General features: G+C 38.9%; 20 protein-coding genes. 3 read left to right on the top strand and 17 right to left on the bottom strand.

The window, feature by feature from the left end; genetic code table 11:
* Positions 1-525: a DsrE family protein gene (locus H5163_RS00470; protein ID WP_182733932.1), complete on the bottom strand. Its 525-nt coding sequence runs from the start codon at positions 523-525 to the stop codon at positions 1-3.
* A gap of 32 nt (positions 526-557) precedes the next feature.
* Positions 558-1022, bottom strand: coding sequence for a flavodoxin family protein (locus tag H5163_RS00465; RefSeq protein WP_149981836.1), 465 nt, complete (start codon positions 1020-1022; stop codon positions 558-560).
* A gap of 97 nt (positions 1023-1119) precedes the next feature.
* On the opposite strand from H5163_RS00465, the gene soxR reads away from it, so the two are divergent.
* Together soxR and H5163_RS00455 are read left to right on the top strand one after the other, a co-directional pair.
* Positions 1120-1587, top strand: coding sequence for a redox-sensitive transcriptional activator SoxR (gene soxR, locus H5163_RS00460; protein WP_145234554.1), 468 nt, complete (start codon positions 1120-1122; stop codon positions 1585-1587).
* A 237-nt stretch (positions 1588-1824) separates the two neighbouring features.
* Positions 1825-3678 (top strand): S8 family serine peptidase, encoded by a 1854-nt coding sequence (locus H5163_RS00455; RefSeq protein WP_182733930.1) that lies wholly within the window; start codon positions 1825-1827, stop codon positions 3676-3678.
* A 341-nt stretch (positions 3679-4019) separates the two neighbouring features.
* On the opposite strand, the gene H5163_RS00450 is transcribed toward H5163_RS00455, so the two are convergent.
* Both H5163_RS00450 and H5163_RS00445 read right to left on the bottom strand, forming a co-directional pair.
* Positions 4020-4454: a GNAT family N-acetyltransferase gene (locus tag H5163_RS00450; RefSeq protein WP_182733929.1), complete on the bottom strand. Its 435-nt coding sequence runs from the start codon at positions 4452-4454 to the stop codon at positions 4020-4022.
* Positions 4455-4463: 9 nt separating this feature from the next.
* Positions 4464-5090: a LysE family translocator gene (locus H5163_RS00445; protein ID WP_182733928.1), complete on the bottom strand. Its 627-nt coding sequence runs from the start codon at positions 5088-5090 to the stop codon at positions 4464-4466.
* Between the two features lie 88 nt (positions 5091-5178).
* Between H5163_RS00445 and H5163_RS00440 the strand changes: the two genes are divergently transcribed.
* On the top strand, positions 5179-6573 hold the full coding sequence (locus H5163_RS00440) for a PLP-dependent aminotransferase family protein (RefSeq protein WP_182733926.1): 1395 nt from the start codon (positions 5179-5181) through the stop codon (positions 6571-6573).
* Between the two features lie 466 nt (positions 6574-7039).
* Here H5163_RS00440 and H5163_RS00435 read toward each other — a convergent pair whose 3' ends face one another.
* The 13 genes from H5163_RS00435 to H5163_RS00375 form a co-directional block, all read right to left on the bottom strand.
* Positions 7040-8104: a hypothetical protein gene (locus tag H5163_RS00435; protein ID WP_182733924.1), complete on the bottom strand. Its 1065-nt coding sequence runs from the start codon at positions 8102-8104 to the stop codon at positions 7040-7042.
* On the bottom strand, positions 8097-8513 hold the full coding sequence (locus H5163_RS00430; protein ID WP_182733922.1) for a hypothetical protein: 417 nt from the start codon (positions 8511-8513) through the stop codon (positions 8097-8099). Before H5163_RS00430 ends, H5163_RS00435 begins: the two co-directional genes overlap by 8 nt.
* 348 nt (positions 8514-8861) lie before the next feature.
* Complete coding sequence (locus H5163_RS00425) at positions 8862-9842, bottom strand: hypothetical protein (protein ID WP_182733920.1); 981 nt, start codon at positions 9840-9842, stop codon at positions 8862-8864.
* 108 nt (positions 9843-9950) lie between these two features.
* A complete protein-coding gene (locus H5163_RS00420) occupies positions 9951-10934 on the bottom strand; it encodes a hypothetical protein (RefSeq protein WP_182733919.1) in 984 nt (327 codons plus the stop codon).
* 102 nt (positions 10935-11036) lie between these two features.
* Positions 11037-12026, bottom strand: a complete 990-nt coding sequence (locus H5163_RS00415; RefSeq protein WP_182733917.1) for a hypothetical protein — start codon at positions 12024-12026, stop codon at positions 11037-11039.
* Positions 12027-12110: 84 nt separating this feature from the next.
* The gene (locus H5163_RS00410) at positions 12111-12335 is read right to left on the bottom strand and encodes a hypothetical protein (RefSeq protein ID WP_182733916.1); all 225 of its coding nucleotides are present in this window, start codon (positions 12333-12335) and stop codon (positions 12111-12113) included.
* Positions 12335-12751 (bottom strand): hypothetical protein, encoded by a 417-nt coding sequence (locus tag H5163_RS00405; RefSeq protein ID WP_182733914.1) that lies wholly within the window; start codon positions 12749-12751, stop codon positions 12335-12337. The genes H5163_RS00410 and H5163_RS00405 overlap by 1 nt, the downstream gene beginning before the upstream one ends.
* 74 nt (positions 12752-12825) lie before the next feature.
* The gene (locus H5163_RS00400; protein ID WP_182733913.1) at positions 12826-13893 is read right to left on the bottom strand and encodes a hypothetical protein; all 1068 of its coding nucleotides are present in this window, start codon (positions 13891-13893) and stop codon (positions 12826-12828) included.
* On the bottom strand, positions 13886-16936 hold the full coding sequence (locus H5163_RS00395; RefSeq protein WP_182733911.1) for a hypothetical protein: 3051 nt from the start codon (positions 16934-16936) through the stop codon (positions 13886-13888). Before H5163_RS00395 ends, H5163_RS00400 begins: the two co-directional genes overlap by 8 nt.
* Before the next feature lies 1 nt (position 16937).
* Positions 16938-18056 carry a DUF4150 domain-containing protein gene (locus H5163_RS00390; protein WP_259399770.1) on the bottom strand — a complete coding sequence of 373 codons (1119 nt, stop codon included), beginning with the start codon at positions 18054-18056 and terminating at the stop codon, positions 16938-16940.
* Positions 18056-18961: a hypothetical protein gene (locus H5163_RS00385; protein ID WP_182733910.1), complete on the bottom strand. Its 906-nt coding sequence runs from the start codon at positions 18959-18961 to the stop codon at positions 18056-18058. Before H5163_RS00385 ends, H5163_RS00390 begins: the two co-directional genes overlap by 1 nt.
* A 1-nt stretch (position 18962) precedes the next feature.
* Positions 18963-19997: a DUF2169 domain-containing protein gene (locus tag H5163_RS00380; RefSeq protein WP_182733908.1), complete on the bottom strand. Its 1035-nt coding sequence runs from the start codon at positions 19995-19997 to the stop codon at positions 18963-18965.
* Complete coding sequence (locus H5163_RS00375; protein WP_182734201.1) at positions 19987-21156, bottom strand: hypothetical protein; 1170 nt, start codon at positions 21154-21156, stop codon at positions 19987-19989. Before H5163_RS00375 ends, H5163_RS00380 begins: the two co-directional genes overlap by 11 nt.
* Positions 21157-21158 lie beyond the last annotated feature (2 nt).

Here is a 21158-nt window from a genome sequence, read left to right as displayed (position 1 = left end):
TTAAAATGGATTCAGCGTGTAGCCTTGTTGCTGTAACTGCGCATGAGCGGTCATTGCAGAAAGCGCCATTTTCACCCCAGGAATAAGCTGCTCTGGTGCTACCTTCATATGCATTGCCGACTGCCCGCATACATACACAACCGTATTATTAGCAAGTAGCTGGGTGATCAAAGACTGGTTTTTATTATCAACATCAAAGCGGCTTTTGTAAACGCTGTTTTCAAGCACATCAACACTCGCGCTACCGTGTACGACTAAGGCCAGTTGGATGTTTTCCGGCTTTACCCCATGGGCAACATGCATATTAATAAAGCGCGCTAACGAATTAATAGGGTTATTTTGCTCGCCATGTTTTGCACCATCCCCCACATCAAAGGCAATTTTAAACTGCGCTTGGCTTAAGTCTGATACTTGAGCTGGTACACTGTAAAAATAACCAAAGTCATTGATAACAGGAGTTGGCTCAGCAGCGATCGTTGTTAAGCTAGTTGCAAGAAGGCCAAAGCCTAAAAGTGAAGTTTTCATAAATCATCCTTTTTTGTTTAGCCTACCCGTATTTAACCAGCCTGTACATGTGAATGAGCTTTAAAAGTCATTCCTAAATAATTAAAGGTTTGTTTAAACATGTCTATAAAGGCGTCTGGCGCAGAGGCAGATGAGGCATTAGACAATAGTGAAAACTGTTTTTGACGTAAAGTTCTAAGCTTCGGTTTTAACGCCTCGTCATCCATGTAATCTGTGATCCTATCCATAAATGCTTTCATTTGTGGCGTGGTGTTATACCAGTACACAGGCGATGCGAACACCCAATGTTCGTAGCGAAGTAACACTTCAAACAAATTATAAAAATCATCATTGTGATACTGCTTATCGTAGCGATAAGGTGAAATAACATAATCATCTAAGCAAAAAACAATGCCGCTTTGTTGCTTACTATAGGCATTAACTTGCGCCGTAGTATTACCGTTTTTACGGCCACTTGAATAAATAATAGCGGTGTTATGCATTGGTTTTTCTTGCATTTTATTTCTCCTTTTTTATGGTTGCAAAGAGCGTAAAACCTCAAGTAAGATTGAGGTCAACCTTAAAAATTGATTTTTAATAAAAAATAAGAAAACTATGACCGATCAACAAAAAAAGCTTGTTGAAGCTAATTTAACTGTGGGCTTTGTAGCTAAACGCAGCGGCGTAAAAGTCTCCGCGCTACACTTTTACGAAACCAAAGGCTTGATCCGCAGCTGGCGGAACAACGGCAACCAACGCCGTTATAAGCCTGATGTACTGCGCCGTGTGGCGGTCATCAAAGCAGCGCAAGCAATGGGCATTACTCTTGAGGAAATCAAACAAACCCTCGCCACTTTACCTGATAAACGTACCCCCACTAAAGAAGATTGGTCAGCATTATCAAAAAACTGGCAAGCACAACTTGATGAACGTATTGCTTTTATGCAGCGCCTACGCGACAGAGTCGACGGCTGCATCGGCTGCGGTTGCCTGTCAATGACAAAGTGCCCGATTTACAATAAAGACGATTACTTAGGCGATACCCAAAGTGGCGCAGTACTTTTGAATAATCCTCAAAAATAATCCTGCCAAAAATAACAATACGCTCAATATTAAAAACACTTAAATTCAAATAATTGCACTAAAAAGCAAGCAAGTGTTAGATTCATAATAAGGCTACAAAAAACCAAAACAGTTACACTTGTTTACATATTTTTACATCTAAGTTAAATTAAAGTTAACAGAATGTTTACTTATTGCTAATTAAAGCTATCTTTTGGAGTGCGTTTCAAACAATAACTATCCAAAAAGGATTAAACAATGCGTAAATTAAGTACTCTAAATTTTGCTGTTTTAGTCAGTTTATCAGCGGTGCAAACTCATGCGGCAGAACTTATGTCCGTCGACACAAGCCGCGCGATTGAAGGTAAATATATCGTTGTATTTAAAACTCCCTCCGTTTTAAATGTTCAAAGTAGTGATGCAATAGCTGACTTTGCCAGTTCACAATCAGTGAGTTTAAGTAACCTATATAACATCGATGTGGCTCAGGAATTTGGCGGCATTTTAAACGGTGTTGTTGTCAATGCGTCAGATAAAACAATTCAACAAATGCTTAGTAATCCGAATATTGACTACATTGAACAAGATCAAATGATGTCGATTAACCCTTTGGCACAAACAAACGCAAATCAACCAAATGCAATCTGGGGCTTAGACCGCATAGATCAACAAGACCTCCCTCTCAATTCAAATTACTATTATGATTTTGATGGGTCTGGCGTAACTGCGTATGTCATTGATACAGGTGTACGTATAAGCCACAATGAATTCGGCAATCGCGCATCTCACGGTTATGACTTTATAGATAACGACTCAGATGCAACAGACTGTAATGGACATGGTACGCATGTTGCCGGCACGATTGGTGGTGGTACTTACGGGGTTGCTAAAAATGTCAACATCGTAGGTGTGCGCGTACTAGGTTGTAATGGTTCAGGCTCAAACTCAGGGGTTATTGCAGGTATTAACTGGGTTAAAAATAACGCGACGGGACCTTCAGTTGCAAATATGAGTTTAGGCGGTGGCGCCTCACAAGCAACTGATGACGCAGTAAACAATGCCGTAGCAGCAGGAATAAGTTTTGTAGTAGCTGCGGGTAATGACAACAGTAATGCCTGCAATTATTCACCAGCTCGTGCAGCGAACGCCATAACTGTTGGCTCAACGACTAGCAGCGATAGTCGTTCAAGTTTTTCAAACTATGGTAACTGTTTAGATATCTACGCACCTGGTTCAAGTATTAAATCAGCATGGTATAACTCAAATACATCAACAAATACTATCAGTGGCACCTCAATGGCCTCGCCTCATGTTGCTGGTGCCGTTGCACTATACCTTGATGAAACGCCCTCTTTGAGCCCATCACAAATCGATACTATGCTCAGCCAACGTAGTACTAAAAACAAAGTGTCTGATGCGAAATCTGGCTCACCGAATGAGTTACTTTATACATTAGAAGGTGGCATTATTGTCCCCCCAGAAGAAAATGAACTGACCAATGGACAAAGCGTTAACGTATCAGGCGCTCAAGGTACAAACACTTTTTATAAGCTCGTTGTTCCTGCGGGTTCTGAATCGCTATCATTTGATACCAATGGTGGTTCAGGCGATGTTGATATGTATGTACAGGTAGGGCAAAAACCTTCAACTAGTAGCTACAACTGTAGACCATATAAAAATGGCAACACAGAAAACTGCACGTTCACTAACCCACAAGCTGGCGATTGGTGGGTAATGCTCAATGGCTACAGCCAATACAGTGGTGTAAGTTTAACTGGCACAATTGGCGGTGGCACTAGCTGTGGCAGCAATTGCTTAACAAATGGCGTGCCAATTACAGGGCTTTCTGGGGCACGAAATCAAGAACTTGTCTACACCATTGAAGTACCAGCAAATGCTTCGTTGAATATTAGTATGTCTGGAGGTACGGGCGACGCCGATTTATATGTTCGTAAAGGCGCACAAGCTACAACTAGTGTGTATGACTGCCGTCCATATGCAAATGGTAATAATGAAAGCTGTAACCTAGGCTCAGGACAAGGCGGTAAATATTACATTACACTAAGAGGGTACAATGCATTTTCTGGCGTAAGCATTGTTGCATCTTACTAATTAACTGACTCTAAAAAACTCAATAATACCAATAGTGTTAAGTTGCTGACCATTTATAACGACAGATAAATACAGTGATAACAAGGCAGAAATTTTGACATGTTGTTGCTCTACATAAAAAATGATTAACGCAGTTAGCGTTTTATTTAGCCCGCCAGAATGGTTAAATATTTAAGTCGATTGGTATAATAATATGGCCTATTTTTATAGGCCGTATTATTTATTGATACTCTCTAAAGTGCTCACATTTTTAATAAAACGGCTATAAATAGAGAATAAATAGTTCAGCTGCAAAATAATAAAAGTATTTAACTGCACGCATTAAAGCGTTCAATCCATACTTAATTTTGCCGCTGTAATAATGTTGAGTACCCGCCAACTAAACACTTTTCCATCGCGAGATAGGGGTTTGCTTGGCTTTGAAAACCAAATTGTTGATAAAGTGAATGAGCGTCTTTTGTTGCCAGTGTAAAACGGCGTAATGATTGCAATTCAGGGTGACTCATTACATGATCCATCAGCTTTTTACCCAGCCCTTGACCTCTAAATGGCTCTAACACAAATACATCCAGTAAGTTTGCAAAAGTGGCTTGGTCAGTCACCACTCGTGCAAATGCCAATAGCTGTTTATTTTCAATTAATGCAAAGCACAGCGAGTGTGCGAACGCTTTTTCTAACCGTTCGCGACTAATGCCTTGATTCCAATAACTTCGCTCAGATAAAAACTCAAACGCTTGGGTAAATTGTTGTGGTGACAATTGGTGAGTAAATTTCATTTTATTTCCCTACTGAATGCTTGCATTGGAAAGAAAAACTAAAGGAATTGATGCCGCAAGAAACAGTGACATAACCCAATTAAAACGTTTAAAGGTATTTGGCTTATTTAGAAATTGGCGCATGTATTTGCCAAAATTTACCCAAAACAAGCCTGAGCAAGCCGCGACAAGGTTAAAAATAATCACGCCCAAAATTGCAGAAGGCCAATAGGCACCTCCCGGTAAAGTCAGTGCAGTACAAAGTGTCATTAACACTGCATATGACTTAGGATTGATCAACTGAAAAAGCATGCCTTGAAAAAAATTTAAAGGCCTTGCTTGAGCATTATCACCTTTTAATTGAGAGCTACTAGCTATCTTGTATGCCAAATATAAAATATAACCACTGGCACAAAGCTGTAGAAAAAAATGCAGCTTTGGCTGTATTAAAAACAATTTCCCTAATCCTAGTAGCATTGCCAAATGCATTATCGTCATGCCTACTCGAATACCCAATAAGTGCGGTAGGGTTTTGATCACGCCAAAATGTGTGCCTGAGTGAGTAAGCAAAATATTATTAGGCCCAGGCGTAATTGACGCCGCAAAACAAAATAAAATGAGAGCCGGAGCAAGCTCAAAAACAGTAGCTGTATTCATAATAATTAATTGTATTGATACAATATTGTAGTTGTTTAATAACTATTAATTGTCATACTTATGTAAAATCATCAATATTTTTATTGTTATGAATACAATTTACAAACCGGATCACACTCTATTTAGTAGTTTGTGCAAAACACAGCCAAAATATCGCGCATTAGCCGCTTTGATTGAGCATGCTATCGACAACAAAATGCTGGGTTTTGAGCAAAAATTACCAGCCCAACGACTACTCGCTGACAGCCTAAGTGTTACACATGGTACGGTAACTCGTGCATATGCTTTACTTGAGCAACGAGGGTTGGTTACTGCAAAACTAGGGGCTGGTACCTTTGTAAGTAAAGTTATTGAGTTAAGACATTTTGAGGGCGACACAGACTTTGCTTCAAGCATGCAACCGATGATGGGGCAACAACATGTTATGACCAACGCCCTGCAATCGCTGTCAAAGGATCAAAGTGCATTAACAGATGTGATGATTTATAAACTCAATGGACTTACCTCACATCAATATTTTTTCAAACAATGGCTAGCGGATAAGGGCTTTGATTGCTTAAACCATCCGTTGATATTTACCCAAGGTGCTCAGCAAGGAATATTCACTACGTTAGCAACCTTGTGTGAAAGTGGCGATACTGTCATTGCAGAGTCAATGTGTTACCCCGGTTTTTACCATGCGTGTCATTCGCTTAAACTTTCATTAGCACAAGTAAACGTGCATAGCGACGGGATTGATCTTGCGCAAATTGAAGCATTGTGTAAGTCGCGTACAATCAAAGCGGTTTACATCACGCCAAACTGTCAAAATCCAACCAATATTTGCTATAGCAGTAACAATTTAAATGCCCTACTGGCGCTGAGTCGCCGATATAATTTTTTCATTATTGAAGATGACGTAAATTACTGTTTGCCAGAGTATTGGCGATTACCATTGTGGCAACAAGCACCGGATCGGGTTTTTTATATTTCAAGCTTTTCAAAATATTTTGCAGGCGGACTACGAGCCGGTTACTTATTACCTCCACGACTTTGGGAGCAACCAATTTTAAAACAAATTCATAGTGAGTGTTGGGCGGTTTCCTCAATGAATTTTGAGTTAATAATGCGCGCCATTAAGAGTAACGAATTTACTTATAATCAAACTAAGCTAGCAGATGAGATACGCTATCGTATTGAACAAATAAAAAAGCTGCTTCAAACTTATGAGATAGATGCTCAGTTTGCCAGTTTAAATGTATATATTCGCTTATCCCAGTCGCAGAATATGTTTGAGTTTTGCAGCGTATTAAAAGCGCATAAGGTAATTGTAAGGACGCTAGATTCCTTTATCCCAGAAGTTCCAGCCCTAAAAGTAGATAATCCAAATGGTGTTCGCCTCACCCTAGGCGGCCCAGCAACCCGGGCTGAGTTTGACTTAGGCATCACCCGCGTTGAAGCCGCTTTAAAGCAGTTTAATCAAACATTTGAGGTAGTTATTTAAATTTTATTATTCAATAAAATCGGACAATAATTAACCCTTTAGGTGAACTATACTCATACTTTTTTGAGGAAACGAAATTAAGATGACACCCATCTTAACTATTCAGAGTGAGTATCGTTTTTATTCTTCAATTTTTATTCTTCAATTTGCGCGGCGTAAAGCCCCGCCTACGCAAATTTAAACAGCTGTATTATATCGCCTGTTGGCGGGAGTTTACCTCGCGCATGGTTTATTTTTATTCTACTTCATCACCAAAAACGCTTATATTTAAAGGGGCTGTCTTCTTAACAGTTTATTATGTCGCCATATTAGCCAGCAACGTGACGGTAAACCTAGGCAGCATATACCGCCTAGGTTTGAATTCCTTTTCTGATTGTTAAAGAGTTATGGTCAGTTAACCGATTTGATATTCTGTGTTTTTATGGAAAGTAGAAAGCTGTAGTTTTTTAATGTTTACTTCCACGGCTTACAAATCAACTATTAAAAACAAGTAAAACTTTTGCCAAAGCGTTTTACCAAATTTAATTTCACTTTCAGGTTTTATATTCTCTGCGTATTTCCAAGGGAGCTTGAAGATTTCAGGTGGATTAAGTTTTTTGATTGGTTTACCCATTAAAAGGTTATCGAGTTGCTCTTCGTCATTAAACTCTTTTAAAACCTCGTCATGTGCTTTAGACATTTCTTTTAAAAAAGACTTATCAACACGATACCAAAAATATTTTGGTCGACCATTGGCCTTATCGAATTCAGCGGTGGTTTTATCAAACTCTCGATAATATTCAAATTGCGGAATATCAGCTAAGGGCTGAGTAACATCCATAAAATTTTTTAATAATTCCCAATGAATTAGTGCTGGAGTAATTCGATTTGCGAACGTTATCTCATATCTCATACTATATTTATAGTGTAACAACGAAAAGCCACGATAAGGATAACCACTTTTAGGATTATTCTGTACTTTATAATGGGCATTGAATTCTTCAAATGGTGCAACTTCAAAATCTTTCGCATTTGAACTCGGAACTTCAACTGTTCCATTTAAGCGATTAAAATTGACGGTAAAATTATATTTGGAACGAAAAAATGGTAGCACTATCAAACTCATTACTTTTGAGATAATCCAAATAACCACTAGAACCAATAAAAAATCAAGAGCGACACTGGTTGCACCTAAAGCAAATGCCACTGAAGGGATAAAAATAACAAACAACAAATTAATAAAGTGCAGTATAACCCAAGAAGAAATAATGAAATCAGTGAAGTTAGCAGGAATAGTACTCAGGGCCAGTTTTAACTTTTTATCTATTTTGAAAAGTGCTCTGCAATCTTCGGCACTTCCATTTAAATTATCCTTGTAAAATAAGGTTTGAAAACTATCAAAGCAATGTCCAAACACTTTACCTCTTGGGTATATTGCCTGCTTACTTTGATAACGGCAATACATAGAGCCACGCTCATCAGTCGCTATTTCATCTCTAAATTTTGCATCTTGCTTACCTCTGTAAGCTGTGTCAGCATATTGCTCAAGCATATACTATTTCCTTAATTATCCATGCTTTATCTGGTTGTTCACCTTTATCCCAGTCATTACGCTCATCGATATCCACATAGGGCAAGGTCACATTTTTATCTAGGCGGTACTGCACTTTTACTTTCCAATCAACTTCAAAATGTTTCGGCCACATTGATAATATCGGAATAGTATATTTAAACCCGGTTATAGCTCCTGATTCAGTGTTCTCCTTTTGGATTATTTGCCAATTATTATGATCGTGACGAAACTCATTTTCAAAATGCAAAACTCCCTCATCTTCAATTTGGTAAACTTGAACGAATACCTCTGATTGACCTAATGCAAAATTTGGTGTGTCTATATCAATAGTCAATTGGCAATGGGTATCGGTGAGTTTATTTACACCTAATGTGACACTTGGGCTCATTAATGTGCCTACCAAAGCGGCATAACACTCTTTTGGTTGAGTGTGTCATTTTTTATAACTACCATTGCAGCGGTCATCAATATCTTTAGCAAAGGGGCCATTTTTAGTCCATGTTTCTAACTCATTATCGGTGACTAATATAGCAATAATTGCAATGAGCAAGCCGACTGCGATTATTGCCCACCCCAGTGGGGTAGTAAAAAAGCCGTATCTAAGTATATCAAACCAGCTGTATATATTTCCGTATTAGCAATCAACGTGGCAGTAAACCTAGGCAGCATATACCGCCTAGGTTTGAATTCCTTTTCTGATTGTTAACGTATCAAGGACCCTGAAACTTAAGCCGTTTCACGGAAAGCCGATAAAAAGTTGAACCAGTAAACGCTTTACTTTATATTTCCACGTTAATTGCTCCATGCGCTCAGTCTCTGCTTTCCAATGCTGCCAAGGTTTCGTTATTTCGTCATTTACTTTACCTTTTAGCCAATCAAATGGAAAAGCATCTACTAAAATTTCGTCCCTAATTTCAATTTGCTGTTCAATTGAAAAGTCTACCCAAAAGCCTGAAGGACGATTATTTTTTTTATCAAACTCTGCCGTAATTGGATCTAAATGGCGGTGCTGTTCATATACAGGCACATCGGGCAATGGCTTACTTAAATCCATAAAGCGCACATAACACTCCCATAATAAATAACAATGGACAGGGTTAGCTGAAAGCTCTACAACTGAACCAGTTACTATTGTTTTAGGGTACTTCTCTTGGTCTATATGGCTAATTTCTGGAAAGTAATTCATTACACCCGGCGCGCCCATTTTCGAGGTTAGCCTGCAAACAATCTCTTCCCAGTTAAAGCAACAGTTACCTAAGTCATCTCGTTGTTCACAACCTGGTATATCAAAAGTAAACCCGACTGTTTGGTTTTGCCTATCAAGATACATCACCCTATCAGGTATATACCTAGCAGTTATTGGTAGTAAATTTAAGAAGAATAAGTTCCAGCAAAAGGTAAGGACTACCAGCCACCAAGGAAATGGCTCTTCAGAATACGTTGCGACAACACAGGCTATTAGTAACAATAAGCTTAATACAGCCCCTATAGCCATTGGACCGAATAATATGGCTTTTATAGGGTTATTACCACAAGGGACAAGCTTGTATTTTTCGCGCTGATTTTCATATAACTTGTTCGTATCAAGCCAATCATATAAAAAACACAGGCCTTTAAATTCGTGATATATATTTTTTATACTACGATATTCAAAAAAACGATTAAACCTCGTTTTCTTTGGCATTATTCCAACACCAAGGTAATTATTTTTTTGCATCAGGTTCCTTTGCTTTAATAAACCTAGGCAGCATATACCGCCTAGGTTTGAATTCCATTTTTAATTTTTATCAGAATCCTAGTCGCATGCTATACATAAAATCATCTTTTAAGGTATTCCCATAAACAACTGCAGTGCTAAGCGCTTTGCTTTGTATTTCCATGTTAGTTTTTCGATACGCTCAGGCTCACCTTTAAAATGCAGCCAAGGTTTGGTTATTTCTTCGTTCGGTGTCGCTCTGAGCCAATTAAAATGCGCAGCCTCTTTATTAAATTTCTGCCAAATTTCGACTTGTTGAGCAAGCGAAAAATCGCTCCAAAAATTATTGGGTCTGTCATTTTGCTTATCAAATTCAGCTGTGAGTTCATCAAGGTGGCGGCAGTTTTCATACTCAGGCACATCAGGCAGTGGTTGGTTGTTATCCATAAACCGCACTACTCGTTCCCAATATAAATAGCAGTTCATCGGGTTATTTGAGTTATCAGGCACTTGAACAACAATTTTAGTGGCGGGGTATTTATCCTCATCAACATGACTAATATAAGGCACAAACCCCATTACGCCCGGGCGTGTTGCCACTATATCAAGGTGGCATACAATATCAGCCCATTTAAAACAGCAATTACCCAGCTCATCACGCTCTTCACAACCGGGTATCTTATAGGTAAAGCCGACTAACTGTTTTTTTCTGTCAAAATATATTTGCTTTTTAGGGATGTAACTATCTGTTATTGGTAATAAGTTAAGAAAAAACAAGTTCCAAGAAAAAGTGAGTATAGGTATCCACCATTGAAATGGCTCATTGGAATAGGTGGCCACAAAGCAACAGATCAACAAGATTAAACTCAAAGTAAATCCGATTATTATGGGACCAAATAAAATAACCCTAGCGGAATTATTTCCACACATTTCTATTTTATATCGCTCTGGGTGTTTTTGAATTACTTTTTGCTTTTTTGTATATAAATCATATAAATAGCATAAGCCTTTAAATTTTTTCTTGAGGCTATTTAATCTTTCTGGGTAAAAAAAGCGATTAAATCGCGTTTTTTTACCCATGATATCAACGGCTAGGTAGTCATTATTTTGCATTTAATATCCTTATTTTTTAATCAACCTTGGCACTTTAAAGTGCCTCGTTTGAATTCCTTTTCTGATTGTTAACGTATCATGGACCCTGAAACTTAAGCCGTTTCACGGAAAGCCGATAAAAAGCTGAAGCGCAAGGTGCTTAGCTTTATATTTCCACGTTAATTGCTCTATGCGCTCAGGCTCTGCTTTCCAATGCTGCCAAGGTTTGATTATTTCTTCCTGCTCTCTACCTTTAAGCCAATCGAAAGGAAATGCTTCACTCAGAATTTCCTCTTCAATTTCTAATTGCTGCGAAAACGAAAATGAGGACCAAAACTCATCAGGCCGATTATTCCTCTTATCAAATTCAGCTGTAATGGGGTCTAAATGGCGGTGTCGTTCATATACAGGCACATCGGGCAATGGCTTACTTAAATCCATAAAGCGCACATAACACTCCCATAATAAATAACAATGGACAGGGTTAGCTGAAAGCTCTACAACTGAACCGGTAACAGTTGTTTTAGGGTACTTCTCTTGGTCTATATGACTAATTTCTGGAAAGTAATTCATCACACCCGGCGCGCCCATTTTCGAGGTTAACCTGCAAACAATCTCTTCCCATTTAAAGCAACTGTTACCTAAGTCATCTCGTTGTTCACAACCTGGTATATCAAAAGTAAACCCGACCGTTTGGTTTTGCCTGTCAAGGTACATCATCTTATCAGGTATATATCTAGCCGTTATTGGTAGTAAATTTAAGAAGAATAAGTTCCAGCAAAAGGTAACAAGTGGTATCCACCACTGAAAATTTTCACCTTCATCATAAAATGGAAGTGATAAGATACTAATTAATGTAAGAAAGCTTAATACAGCACCAATAGCCATTGGACCAAATAATATGGCTTTTATAGGGTTATTGCCACAAGGCGCTATTTTATATTGCTCTTTTTTATTCGCGTAAATGCGCCTATCTTGATTTAGCCAACGTCGGAAAAAGCATAATCCTCTAAATTCGCTTCCTTCATTTATTATTCGGTACGCTTCAAAAAAACGATTAAACTTCGTTTTCTTTGGCATTATTCCAACACCAAGGTAATTATTTTTTTGCATCAGGTTCCTTTGCTTTAATAAACCTAGGCAGCATACACCGCCTAGGTTTGAATTCCTTTTCTGATTGTTAAAGAGCAGTAACTTTTAAACACCGGCTATTAATTGAAATGCCAACGTTTTAGCTAGGCGTTTCCAGTATGGGGTGTTGTCTGGTTTGTTTAAACTTTCGTCTATCGGCCACTTTTCCCAGGGGTTGGTGATTTCTTTATTTGCCCAGCGTTTTGGGTTGGTGATGGCGCCATCAAAGTTAAAGCGGTAAATATCATTATCGAGCTTTTCTTCTATTTGCTTCATTTGCTTGTAGCTCATTAAACGCCAGTACTTTTCAGGGCGGTTATGAAGTTTAAAAAGAATAGATCCCAGCAAACAACAAATACAATAAACCAAACGGGTAATGGTTCCGGGGTAGCAGTAAATTGGGTGTAGAGACATATAAGAAAAATGCAAGCAACCACGATACTCCCTGTTACTCCTAAAAGAATAGGCCCTAATGTTAACCCTAGCGTCCAATCCCCCGCATTATGAAAACCCAAGTAGCGGCCTTCATTATCCAAGCTTTGAGGCTGTACTTTTTTATTATCCTCTTTTTCTAATAAAAATCGGACAATCATTAACCCTTTAGGTGAACTATACTCATACTTTTTTGAGGAAATATAGTGTTTAAAGTTCTGCGAATTTTCTATCACTCTTGCATTTAGTTTTGCAAATCTATATGAAATTGACATGAATATCCTTTTGCCTACCCAAGCAGTTATTTACTGCTTGGGTTAAATTCCTTTAATTTTATTATGTTATTTAACTATAGATCTACCATCAAAAATGAAGTGAATTTTTGCCACAACGTTTTACCGAACTTAATGTCACACTCGGCTTTTATGTTATCTGCGTATTTCCATGGAAACTTAAATATATCCGGCGGTGTTAGCTTTTTAATAGGTTTACCCATCAAAAGGTTATCAAGCTGCTCTTCATCATTAAAATCTTTTAGAAGCTCATCATCAGCTTGATTCATTTGCTTTAAAAATGATTTATCAACACGATACCAAAAATACTTAGGGCGGCCATTCGCTTTATCAAATTCAGCGGTAGTTTTATCAAACTCACGGTAATATTCAAATTGTGGAATATCTGCTAAGGGTTGAGTAACATCCATAAAATTTTGTAATAATTCCCAATGTACAAATGCAGAGCTAATTAAATTAGCACCTGTCCACGCATAAAAAACGTCTTTTTTAAAATGTAATAGTGTAAATCCCCTAAATGGAAAGCCGCTTTGAGGGTTGTTCTGGACTTTATAGTGAGCATTAAACTCTTCAAATGGAAGTTTATTAATTACTTCGGTACTGTCATTTTGAGATAGCCAGACAAGGCCCGTAGTTCTCTCAAAATTCATTCTTGAATGCATAACTATTTTTCTTATTAACTTCCAGATAGTTAAGTTAAATAATTTAGATCCTCCCCATATAAATAAAAGTACAATTAATACATCTTTTGCCTCTTCTGGATCTCCAAATAGAAATAAAAAAAGAGGTAAACAAAATATAAAAAGTAGAAGAGTTAAATGCGCACAAAACCAAAAAAATAATAGTACGTCAATTACTTTTTTTCCTAATGTAGATAGACTTAAAATATGCGGATCACTGCCAAGAACATTTCTATAATGTTCAGCTTTACCTGATAAATTATATTTATAATCGGAGTTTTGAGAACTGTCAAAACAGTGTCCAAAAACATTTCCTCTTGGGTATATTGCTTGCTTACTTTGATAACGGCAATACATAGAGTCACGCTCATCAGTCGCTATTTCATCTCTAAATTTTGCATCTTGCTTACCTCTGTAAGCGGTCTCTGCATACTGCTCAAGCATATTCTATTTCCTTAATTATCCATGCTTTATCTGGTTGCTCACCTTTATCCCATTCATTACGCTCATCTATATCAACATAAGGTAAAGTAGTATTCTTATCTAAGCGATACTGTACTTTTACTTGCCAATCAACTTCAAAATGTTTCGGCCACATTGATAATATTGGAATAGTATATTTAAACCCGGTTATAGCTCCTGATTCAGTTTTCTCATTTTGGATTATTTGCCAATTATTATGATCGTGACGAAACTCATTTTCAAAATGCAAAACTCCCTCATCTTCAATTTGATAAACTTGAACGAACACCTCTGATTGCCCTAAGGCAAAATTTGGTGTGTCTATATCAATGGTTAATTGGCAATGGGTACTAGTTAGTTTTTTAACTTCTAACGTGATATTTGGGCTCATTAATGTGCCTACTAATGCGGCATAACACTCTTTTGGTTGAGTGTGCCATTTTTGATAACTACCAGTACAACGGTCATCTTCATCTTTCGCAAAGGGGCCATTTTTAGTCCACGTTTCTAATTCGTTATCCGTTACCAAAATAGCAATTATCGCAATAAGCAAACCTATAACAATAATCGCCCAGCCCAAAGGTGTAGTAAACAAAGCGACACCAAGATAATAAAATCCAGCAATAGCCACTACACCACTTAAAATATGAAAAAAAGCAGCATCCATATCATTTTTTTGTATTGATTTATAAACATCAAAAATAACTAAAATAGTTGAAATGGCCAATCCGACACCAGCTAAAATTCTTGATACAGTTGTTTTTAGGCCAAAAGCACTTACTCGGCTTTTAGCAAATTTAGACACATAACTTGCTTTTAAAGAAGCAGCTTCAACTGATAGTGTTGCTAAGCTGTAGACAATATTTATCGATTCGACGACCAGCTTAGCATCTACTTTGTCCCCTGCCTTAAACTTTTTAATCATCTCGTTAGCATTAAATATTTCAAACGTTAACATCACCATCGGCAAGTTGTGTTCTAAAACTCTCACACCTTTTAGCTTAACAGTATCAACGGCACCTAGCTTAAAGTCAGGGTTATCATACGCGCTTGCATACCGATGCGTTTTGGGTACTACTACTAATTCACCTTCGATCGAATCATATCTACCGATTAAATCGTGATAATCTGTCCAATTTTTTGGGTTAAAATAGCCTTTGTTACTGCCAAATGCTTTCGGGTCTTCAGAGGCGATTACATTTTCTTTACTATCATAAATCGTTACAGCATTTGGCGGCGGATTTTTCACGCTTTCACGTAACATTGCACGCCTTTGCTGCCTATTGTTTTGCGTGCGCTTATAATTGGTTATGCCTATTACTGATGGGTTATCACCTAATACAGCGCCTGCTTGTTTAACATGAATATCTGCAAAGTCACTAATTCCAAGCGCTTTGTTATATGAGACCATCAAATTTCTGATTTTTACAGTATGTGGTTTTAAAACGCCGTTTTGATATTGACTTGCAACACGCCCCCACGCACCGGTTAAATACCCCACCGCATCTTTTGCTTTACCAAAAAACTCTTTTAAACCTTTATTAGCTAATAAGCTGTCTTGCTCTTGCTTTTCTTCGATCAACTTTTTATGAATGCGCTTAAACTCTTCAAATCTAAATTTAGCTTCGCCATTATTTTTTTCTTCCGGCAACTTGTTTAATACAACACTCCCAGGCTGGTTTATATCGAAGTGCCCTTCTGGGATCATAAAGCAGTCAGATAACCAATTGCCTTGCTCAAACGTTGCTTTTAAAAAGCTTTCTATTGCGCTTGTGGCTTTATTTATATTTTTTTTACGCTCGTTTTCAGCAGGTAACTTTTCTTTCCAAGGTCTAAATACACCAGTTGAAACATCGTCGATACTCAACATATTTAATACATTAGTAATAAAATTAAAGCCAAATAAATAATCTACATTTTCAAGGGCTACCCAATCATTCATTACTGGAGCTAAACCAATATAATCACTTTGCTTAGAAGTTAAAGATGAGTCGTTATTTAAGTCTTGTAAAAAATCAACAAACTCTTTTTGTGCTATTGGTAACTCCTTTAAATATTTCTCTAATTTGTCATTTGACAAGTATTGCTCTAGATATTCTTTGTCTAGATGCTTTGCTCCACTACGTAAAAACTTTGCACCAGAACTTAAGTCTGCATATCCCTCTTTTTTGGTTTTTATAGGAGTCATCGAAGTTCGATGTGGGAATATATAATGATCGCGCATCACTTTTTCATGCAAATCATCATTTAGCATCGCTTGATAAGCCAACACACCTGAATCATAATGTTTCTTATCTGTTAGCTTTTTATTCTCAAGCTGTAGCTGTAAAAAAATCATTTGGCACTTATTTAACAGAGAAAGCGCTATGCCACCTGGGTCATGTATTGTAATTTGCCCTTCACGCTCTGCTACTGCTAAATCAATTTGTTGACAGCGAGCGTTTCGTAATGAATCAGCTAATCCCTGGTCTTCAACATGTGTAGGTGAAGTGGCGTTAGCACTTTTTTGTCTTGGATCATCTTTGTACAGTCCGCCGAGGCTCACAATATACTGCCATGACCATTGGGCGATGGAAAAAGCAACTTGTACCGTGGGGTCACTAAGTGAACCTGGCTCACAGTTTAAACCATTTGTTTTCTTAGGCAGCAAGATTGTTTGGGTAACTAAACCCGAATATGAACGCTCGTTTTTGCCAAATTCAGTTGCCAAATCAACTTCAGATAAACAACCATTGTCAACAGCTGCAATTTCACGCCATAAATAACCATTAACGAATATATAGTAAAAGCCGTTTAAGTTACTAACAGGTCGTTCGTCTTCTCCTAACACTTGAAATTGCGCAGGTTTAGCTTTGTTTTTATCAAGGGACGCCTCGGTAAAAACGGTTGGTTTTACCGAAATAAATTGCGCTTTATTGTCATCACTTGGCGGATTATCTAAAGTATAAGGTTGTGTATAGCCGAAAGGTATATATGAACTCCCACATTCACCCTTTATCTCCGAATCTAATTTAATTAATCCCATATTAAGCACCTGCTGTAAAATTAATTGACGCGTTTTTGCCACTGATATTTTGCTTATCTGCGATTGGCACTTTTTGCTCACTTGCACCTTGAGTCGCTTTTATTGCACCAAGCGATGCATCGTTACTATCAACACCTTTGACTAAAATACTCGCTCCATGTGTTGTTTCTACATCACTCAAACTATCCCTCACTTGCACACTCAATCCCCTTGGTGCGGGGCCGCCGGATTGCATAAGTGGCGCAGGTGGGGTGTTTTTAGAATTAGAGATCATCGGGTCACCTTGGCGTACAGCGGGTTTACCTTCAATTAATACATTAAACGAGCCCATGATAAACTCTGCTTCACCGTCGTTTTTCTTACTCGCGACGCCTTTTTTATCACCAGGGGAGTCACCTGAGCTTTGTGAAAAAGTGCTATTTATATTAGCGGCGCCATTGCCATTGACTTTTACTGAGCTGGCAACATCTGTAACGTCACTTGATTGCGCTTTATTTGCGTATGGAATTGGTACAACGCTAGTCCCAATTGTGGTTAAGCAGACATCCACCGTCATAAGTTTACCGCCACTATCTTGATGTACAGCGGTGCGACCATTTATCAGCACATTTTGCCCCGATACAGCTTGTACTTGTGGTGCTTGTGAAGCTGTATCTTTAATAAGCTGCTCTTGGTTACCGGCTTGCCAACCTAAATGCGTTGATACTAAATCTAAGAATGCTTGCGCGTTACTAACGGGTTTATTTACATCCATATTGGTTTGCGGTTCGTTCCATGGCAGCCTTGGTTCGTTTTTTTGGCTATCCCATTGTGGCGGTGGAATAATGTAATCGGGTATAAAAATACTCACCATTTCACCGAGGGTTTTCTCGCGGTATTTTGGCCTGGCTATCTCAGCTAAAAAGGCGGCGTCACCACTGGCTTTATCTTCAAAAATAGCGATACCGTTAGCTTTACCTAGCGCACCATTACTGCGGGCGCTATTGTTAAGCCCTAGCAATGTTGAGTTGTTATGTCGCCATGTTACTGAGCCACCGGTGCGCACATCAGCGCTCAGCGCATCAATATCATATTGTACGCTGCCTGTTTGTTTGCCTGCTGCGGCGTTAATATAAGGCATTATTTTTCACTCCTTGAAATTTTGACTAGCTGCTCATTAGGTGCATTAAAAATAGCAAATACCTGCTCAAGTGAGCGCGTAAGCGGGTTGCATAAATAGCTTTGTGCTAGTGTAAGTGCCGCTAATGAGTTTGCATTACCTTGATGGCCTATCGTCGTTGCTAACTCTGCACACTCAATGAGCGGCTGGCCTTTTTTGTACAATTTTTGTGTGTAAGCAAACCATTTTTTTTGCCAAGTAAGTGATTGTTCGCCCGCAAATAAATAACGGTCTTGGCTGGTGCAATTGGCCTGTGCTAATTGAGCCGTCATTTGGCCGTCATATAATTGCGCGGTAAGCTTGCCTTGCGGGTGTATTAACAGTGCATATCCACCTTCGCCATATATAACGCCCGGTGGGCCGTTTAATACTTGCACGGTGCAGCGTTTAGCTTGTTCACTCACATATTGATAGCTATTACATGAATCCACAGCGATTACTAAGGTATCGTTGTTTATGGTAGTTAAGTCACATGTTGGCATCTGTGAATAGGCGGGTATTTGTTCTGCAATACACTCTTGGAGTAGCTCAGCGAGTGTTTCATCGCTTATCAGTGGCTGTTTAATTTCATCAACGGGCAGTAAAAATACAATTTGGCTAATGCGGTTTGTTTGCCTTAACGTGGCTATATCAACTTGCTCAAGTAGGTGCGAGAGCATTAATAAACAGCGCGTGACTCTATCGAGTTGCACAAGTTCGTCTATTTCAACAAAAATATACGGCGCATCTAAACTAATATCACATCGAATTAATGCTTTACTTGGTTTAGAAAAAAGCATTTTATTAGCCACTGCAGTATACAAGCTGCTTGATGTACAGCCGGCAGCATTAATATGATAAAGACTGTCAAAAGTAAGTTGTTTCATATTAATTTTCTTTACCGCTATTTTGTTCTGAGGCAACGAGTATTTGACTATTTGCGCCTACTTTTTCAAGACTAATGTGACCGCGCCAAAGCAGAGAAAAGCACTGGGCGTCGGAATCAATTACTAAGGTGTCGCAGCGCATGGTTAGCCGCTCGCGGGCTAGTGTATTTACCACTTCCACAATAGGTTTTTGGTACGGCAGTTCTATACGTTGTTGTTGTCCGTATTGTTGTAATGGATAAAGCCCTGTTAACTGAAACGCCCAGCCTTTGCCAAACTCGGCTGCAACTTGCTGATCAATGGGCGCTGTGTTGTATAAATCTTTTGGCTGTATTGTTTTAAACGGGTAGTCTCCCGCCATAAGTGCTGTTTCGTCTATTTCTGGTAAGCGTTCAACTCGTGGCGACCAATGGCTTGGTATGGCCGAAAAGCTTGCGACCGGTGTGCTGTGGCTAGGTTTTCTAAGTAATGAGTTAGCGTATTCAACACTGGGTAACTGCTGGCCAACCGCGTGCTTATTTTTAAGTTTAAAACCACGGCCGATTGGGTTTTCTAAGAACGTGTTGCTCTCGTTATTTAGCTCTTTGCCACCAAAAGCCTGCATATAATTGACTGCCACTGGGGTAATAATATCTGGATCTGTAGCGACTGGTCCAAGCAACGAGCGTCGCCAATAACGCGCTCCGGTTACACGTAAACGCTTTTTAAACAAAGGTTGCGAAGGCGAATCAAGGCCCAGCTCAACCTCAATAACGCGCGCGTCTTTTCCTTTTGGCGGATAAGCAGTGCAATTACCATATACTTCAAAGCCATACTTAAAAGCCACCTGCTCGTTTACTTCACAAATCGGTGAGCTGTTAGGATCGCCTTGGTAATCATCAGCAATAACAATCTCAGGTCCGGGTTCAATGGCTGTAACGTTGCCTTGCTCATCAAACTCAAAGCTTTGTTTAACCACCACTACTTGACCTTCAGTACTGTCTTCTAACCAGCCGCTAAACGTGCTGGCTTGCCAAGGAGAAAGATTATGAAGCATGAACGTTCTCCACTTTTTCACTTAACAGTAATTGCCACTGCGATGCACTTTGCTGGACATGAAATAAACCACATGCACTTGTTAAATCAAAATGTGGGGCAATAACACGTTGTACTAAAGAGCCTGCTAATTTAGCGAGTTTTTGTGCGCTATTGGCTTTGGTAAAACTAATGCCCATTAAAAGTTGCTCACCTGCTTGCATTGCAAACGCTTGCCTTACGTGCTCGGCATCATCAAGGTTAATGCCGCTTTGCGGTTTTACTGCATTGTTATCACTGACGACTGACATTTTTTCAGCTTTGGCAAGCGGCCTATCTGTTAATGTGAGCCACGCTGCATAAGCACTTGGTTGTGTTACTGCGATGGTCATTAAATCCATTACCAATGGCAGCGCTTGTTTATAAACAAAATGACTTAATACAAACGAGCAGTGCTCTGGATTTGCTTTGCAAAATAATGCACAGGGTTCGTACCAACGCGTGTCATTAAGTAAACCCGCTAAAGCGAGTAATTGTGCTTTTTGCTGTTCATCTGCGGTTTTTGCAAACACTTTAAATAGCTTATCGCTTACATCGTCATGCCCTGCACAATAACTATTTACTAACGCAGCAAAGGCAATCTCAAAATCTTTGTGTAATACCGCTGCGAGTAATTCACTGGTTGTAAGAGGTTGTGAAAATAATAAGGTTTTAACCACGTTTTGGGGTTTTTCTTTACCCTCAAGTACACTGGTGCGTAGCGCTTTTAAATCGTTAAGCTGCCAATGCTTTAAATTATGTTGAAGTAATTCACACTGCGCTAATTGCTCACTGCCTCTTAAGCTATGAAAGTAGGCAGTAAAGTCATCAATAGCAGTAATGAATAAATCAGCCGCTATTAAACGATATACTTCACTATGTTCGCTATTTTGCTGCGCAAGTTCACACAAAGCCTGCCATGTTAACTCGCTTACTTGGGTTAAGTTTTGCGCTGAAAAATAATCCGTTGGCGCTTCGCCTGCCAACTCACTTAGGGTATATAAATGATTGAGCATTTGCGTGTCGTTCACGCTAAAACGTGCCAACGAAAACGCCCCTTGCTGCAACAGCTTTTGCCGGTGCTTTAACAAGGTGGTGAGGCGCTGATTATGAAGTTTTACTTTATATACAGGTGCGAACATAG

It is taken from the genome of Pseudoalteromonas sp. SG44-8 (assembly GCF_014164125.1).
Lineage (GTDB): Bacteria > Pseudomonadota > Gammaproteobacteria > Enterobacterales > Alteromonadaceae > Pseudoalteromonas > Pseudoalteromonas rhizosphaerae.
Note: the sequence above shows the minus strand (reverse complement) of the source record. Positions and strands in the feature narration are given on the sequence as shown.

What these genes read in the sequence shown, in the direction of transcription:
- H5163_RS00470 (WP_182733932.1), bottom strand. Translation starts at nt 525, where the DNA reads ATGAAAACTTCACTTTTAGGCTTTGGCCTTCTTGCAACTAGCTTAACA.
- H5163_RS00465 (WP_149981836.1), bottom strand. Translation starts at nt 1,022, where the DNA reads ATGCAAGAAAAACCAATGCATAACACCGCTATTATTTATTCAAGTGGC.
- soxR (WP_145234554.1), top strand. Translation starts at nt 1,120, where the DNA reads ATGACCGATCAACAAAAAAAGCTTGTTGAAGCTAATTTAACTGTGGGC.
- H5163_RS00455 (WP_182733930.1), top strand. Translation starts at nt 1,825, where the DNA reads ATGCGTAAATTAAGTACTCTAAATTTTGCTGTTTTAGTCAGTTTATCA.
- H5163_RS00450 (WP_182733929.1), bottom strand. Translation starts at nt 4,454, where the DNA reads ATGAAATTTACTCACCAATTGTCACCACAACAATTTACCCAAGCGTTT.
- H5163_RS00445 (WP_182733928.1), bottom strand. Translation starts at nt 5,090, where the DNA reads ATGAATACAGCTACTGTTTTTGAGCTTGCTCCGGCTCTCATTTTATTT.
- H5163_RS00440 (WP_182733926.1), top strand. Translation starts at nt 5,179, where the DNA reads ATGAATACAATTTACAAACCGGATCACACTCTATTTAGTAGTTTGTGC.
- H5163_RS00435 (WP_182733924.1), bottom strand. Translation starts at nt 8,104, where the DNA reads ATGCTTGAGCAATATGCTGACACAGCTTACAGAGGTAAGCAAGATGCA.
- H5163_RS00430 (WP_182733922.1), bottom strand. Translation starts at nt 8,513, where the DNA reads ATGAGCCCAAGTGTCACATTAGGTGTAAATAAACTCACCGATACCCAT.
- H5163_RS00425 (WP_182733920.1), bottom strand. Translation starts at nt 9,842, where the DNA reads ATGCAAAAAAATAATTACCTTGGTGTTGGAATAATGCCAAAGAAAACG.
- H5163_RS00420 (WP_182733919.1), bottom strand. Translation starts at nt 10,934, where the DNA reads ATGCAAAATAATGACTACCTAGCCGTTGATATCATGGGTAAAAAAACG.
- H5163_RS00415 (WP_182733917.1), bottom strand. Translation starts at nt 12,026, where the DNA reads ATGCAAAAAAATAATTACCTTGGTGTTGGAATAATGCCAAAGAAAACG.
- H5163_RS00410 (WP_182733916.1), bottom strand. Translation starts at nt 12,335, where the DNA reads ATGAGCTACAAGCAAATGAAGCAAATAGAAGAAAAGCTCGATAATGAT.
- H5163_RS00405 (WP_182733914.1), bottom strand. Translation starts at nt 12,751, where the DNA reads ATGTCAATTTCATATAGATTTGCAAAACTAAATGCAAGAGTGATAGAA.
- H5163_RS00400 (WP_182733913.1), bottom strand. Translation starts at nt 13,893, where the DNA reads ATGCTTGAGCAGTATGCAGAGACCGCTTACAGAGGTAAGCAAGATGCA.
- H5163_RS00395 (WP_182733911.1), bottom strand. Translation starts at nt 16,936, where the DNA reads ATGGGATTAATTAAATTAGATTCGGAGATAAAGGGTGAATGTGGGAGT.
- H5163_RS00390 (WP_259399770.1), bottom strand. Translation starts at nt 18,056, where the DNA reads ATGCCTTATATTAACGCCGCAGCAGGCAAACAAACAGGCAGCGTACAA.
- H5163_RS00385 (WP_182733910.1), bottom strand. Translation starts at nt 18,961, where the DNA reads ATGAAACAACTTACTTTTGACAGTCTTTATCATATTAATGCTGCCGGC.
- H5163_RS00380 (WP_182733908.1), bottom strand. Translation starts at nt 19,997, where the DNA reads ATGCTTCATAATCTTTCTCCTTGGCAAGCCAGCACGTTTAGCGGCTGG.
- H5163_RS00375 (WP_182734201.1), bottom strand. Translation starts at nt 21,156, where the DNA reads ATGTTCGCACCTGTATATAAAGTAAAACTTCATAATCAGCGCCTCACC.